A 4,090-nucleotide genomic window follows, 5' to 3' on the forward strand; every position below is an offset into this window, starting at 1 on the left:
AATCCTTCAACAGTGAGTTTTATATAAGGCATTATAGGAGCTTTAAATAGATTTCTCATATCATTAACATTCCAATTATCTAAATCAGGTGCTGCCATAACTCCGCCGTATTTACTTGATGCCACAACAGCGTATAAAGGAGCTATTATTCCGGTACCAAATCCTATTGACATTTTGCTGAAATTTAATTTTACAGTAGCTCCAACACTCATAGAATAAAATGCCATCATTTCTTTATACTTTTTATCGTTTTCTTTATAATCTGACATCAAAGCATTAATGCTGAAGCCTATATCTCCGAATAAACTCACACCTTTTATGAGGCTTGTATAATCATTTTCAAATAATTTGAAATAATTTCCTATTTGAAAAAATACATTTCCTTCAAAACCTAAAGTGCCGTCAGGACTGTCGTAAATAGTATTTTTATAGCCGTCATTTACCTTTATAGAATTAAAAGGAAAAGCAATTCCATAATGTCCTTGAAAATTAACCTCTAAACTTGCAAATGCATTGTATGTAATTGCTGCAATCAAAACATTCACAAATAAAAAGTATTTTAATATTCTCATAAATATAACCTCTATTTTTATTATATTATATATTACTTATTTGTCTAGTATTAATTTTCATTGCTAATTATATATAATGTATTAAAAAAGCTGCATAACTTTAATTAAGTTATACAGCTTAACAAATTTATATTATTATTTATTAATTGTTTGAAATCTTAAAGAACTCAATACTAGTTTCCAAAAATCTAGCCTTTTCAACTAAACTTTTTGATATTTCACTTGAAGTTTCAGCTAAAGCAGCATTTTGAGTAGTAGCAGATTCCATATTGGTAACTTCAACACTTATCTGATTAGTGCCTGATTCCTGTTCTAAAGCATTTGAACTAATATCTTCCATCAATCTTGAAGTTTCAGATACTTTGTTTTGTAAATCAACAAATATTTCCTGAGACTGTTTAGCTGTTTTTGTAGCAACATCTATTTTTTGAGATGTGTTATCAACTAATGCTGTAATATCTTTAACAGAAGCTTGAGTAGTTTGGGCAAGATTTCTAACCTCAGAAGCTACTACAGCAAAACCTTTACCCTGATCCCCAGCACGTGCTGCCTCTACAGAAGCATTAAGTGCAAGTATATTAGTTTGAAAAGCAATATCTTCAATAATCTTTGTAATATCTTTTATCTTCTCGCTAGCCTGATAAACTTCTTCTATATTTAGAGCTGTTTGAGATATTATATTAGCTGCACTTTCAATAAACTCTATAGATTCAGACATCATATTTTTACCCTGCAGAGATTTTTCAGCTGAAGTTTTAATATTAGATACCATCTCCTCAATACTAGCTGCTGTCTCTTCCAAACTTGATGACTGAGAGTCAGTTCTTGATGAAAGTTCTGTACTGCTTTCCATCATATTTTCAGCCGCTGTAATTATTTCCATAGATGCATCATGTACATTTGAAACCACTTCAGCAAGCCTATTACTCATAGCATCAAATATTTTCTCTAATTCTCCAAATTCATCCTTTCTATAAGCAGACTTATTTGTAACTTTTATATTTCCATTAGATATATTTGTAGCCTGCAACATTAATACTTTAAGAGGATGCGTAGCATTTTTAATATAAAGGAAAGCAAATATATTTATAAATACAATAGATAAAATACATATAACAATAGAAATTTTTATAGAATCATTATTTGCTTTATAAATTATCCTATCATCCATAGCCATAATCAAATACCAATGTAAATTTTCTATCCTGCTGTAAACTGCTGTTCTAGGATCATGGCTTACAGAAGATATATAATTCATAACACCAGAAGGCTTACCGCCTGTTATTATTGAAGTATATGCCTCATTAGCTTCTGTGTTAATTTCATTTTTTGTATCTAAAACAACTGTATTATGATCATCAATTGCAAATATTCTAGTTCTTTCCGGCAGTTTTAATTGCTGAAGTTTAGCAGATAAATCTTCCCAATCTAAAATCATATATACATTGCCTAAATGTTCGCCATTATGCTTTACTCCGGCAATAGCAGCTAATGACCATTTTTGATCTGCACTAGATTTTTGCACTGCATCATCAAATGATGCTTCATTATTATTATTTTTAAGTATATTCAAAATATTAGGTCTTACAGTAGTAATATTTTCACCTATCTTAACATTATTAACATTATCTAAAATTATTCCATTTGTATCTGTAACACCTATATCAAGCACATATTCATTTATACCTTCATATTCGGTGAGAGTCGGTCTGATATTAATATTTCTATCAAGTAAATAACTTTTTATAGTAGGAGATACAGAATAAGTTTTTATTAAATTTCTTTGATCATCAAGCCAAACATCCAACATATCTTTATAACCATTAACTGTATTATTGAAACCATCTAAAGTAGCTTCCTTAATAATAATATGCGATCTATATGATAATATAACAACTATTAAAACTAAAAATATAGTACTCAAAATGCTTATTGCTATAGGCATTTTAACCCTTATAGAATGTCTTTTTTTCATATATTTTCTCCATAAAAAATTAATTTCATAGCCAATACAAGAAAAAAATTATACATTAAAACAATATCAATGTCAATAAAATATATTTTTTTAAATTAAAATGTAAAATTTATTTTATTATATACAGTATTTTTTTATAAAAATATAAAAGACCGCTTAACTGAAATTAAGTCAAGCGGTCTGTATTTATTATATAAATAAATTACTTAATAATTTGATCAGCTATACCCAATAAAGCCTGAATCTTTGGTGAGAAAGCTACTATAGCACCAGCAAATACAACACTTATCAAGCTCATTAATTTAATAAGAATGTTGATAGAAGGTCCTGAAGTATCTTTGAATGGGTCTCCAACAGTATCACCTATAACAGCAGCAGCATGGTTAGGGTTAGTAATTTTTTCGCCTGTTTTTTCATCAACGATTTTCTTACCGCCTAAATTACCAGCTTCTATGTATTTTTTAGCGTTATCCCAAGCACCGCCTGCATTTGACATCATAACAGCCATAGCAAAACCAGCAGTTAAACCGCCCACTAGCATACCTATAACAGCAGGTACTCCGAATAAGAATCCAACTACAACAGGTACAATTATAGCTAATACAGAAGGAACAATCATCTCTTTTTGAGCAGAAAGAGTACAGATTTGAACAGCTTTTTCATAATCAGCTTTTACGCCTTTATCGCCGGCTAATAAACCTTTAATCTCTCTGAACTGTCTTCTAACCTCTTCTACAACGCCTGCAGCAGCACGTCCAACAGCTTTCATAGTTAAAGCACAGAAGAAGAATACTAACATAGCACCAATAAATATACCTATTAATACTTTAGGGTTCATTAAGTGAATATTGAAAGCATTCATAAACTCATTCATGCCTAAACTATAAACAACTTTGTCATATAATTCTTTAGCACTGTTAGCAGTGTATTGAACAGTACCTATATCTATAGAAGTTAAATTTCCTGTATTAATCATTCTTCCCAAAGAAGTTTTAATTTCCTCAATATAACCAGCAATTAAAGCCATAGCAGTTAAAGCAGCAGAACAAATAGCAAAACCTTTACCAGTAGCAGCAGTAGTGTTACCTAAAGAGTCTAAAGCATCAGTTCTTTCTCTAACGCTTTCAGGAAGACCAGACATTTCAGCATTACCGCCGGCATTGTCAGCTATAGGACCATAAGCATCTGTAGCTAATGTAATACCTAAAGTAGATAACATACCAACAGAAGCTAAAGCTATACCATATAATCCTTGAGAGAAAGAAGAAGCTTCAGCACCGAAACCGCCGGCAAATCCGAATGCTAACATTATAGAAATAACAACTGTAACAACAGGTACTAATGTAGACTGCATACCTACAGCAAGTCCGCCGATTATAACAGTAGCAGGACCTGTTTTAGATTGCTCAGCTACCCATTGAGTAGGCTTGTATTCTGCAGCAGTATAGTATTCTGTAAAGAAACCAACTACGTTACCAGCTATAAGTCCTACAATTATAGAAACGAATAATCCTAAATTGTTTGGAAGGAGTATCTTTACTAA

The 4,090-nt window shown here is 31.0% G+C and carries 3 protein-coding genes; all 3 read right to left on the minus strand.

The features are described 5' to 3' along the window. Nucleotides 1–572: hypothetical protein (locus Q0J90_RS01695; protein ID WP_297276261.1), on the minus strand; the 572-nt coding region annotated here is incomplete at its 3' end. A gap of 142 nt (nt 573–714) precedes the next feature. Further along, complete coding sequence (locus Q0J90_RS01700) at nt 715–2,547, minus strand: methyl-accepting chemotaxis protein (protein ID WP_297276262.1); 1,833 nt, start codon at nt 2,545–2,547, stop codon at nt 715–717. A 202-nt stretch (nt 2,548–2,749) separates the two neighbouring features. Next, on the minus strand, nt 2,750–4,090 hold a 1,341-nt coding region (locus Q0J90_RS01705; RefSeq protein ID WP_297276263.1), incomplete at its 5' end, for a sodium/proton-translocating pyrophosphatase.

Source organism: uncultured Brachyspira sp., from assembly GCF_944390595.1.
GTDB lineage: Bacteria > Spirochaetota > Brachyspiria > Brachyspirales > Brachyspiraceae > Brachyspira.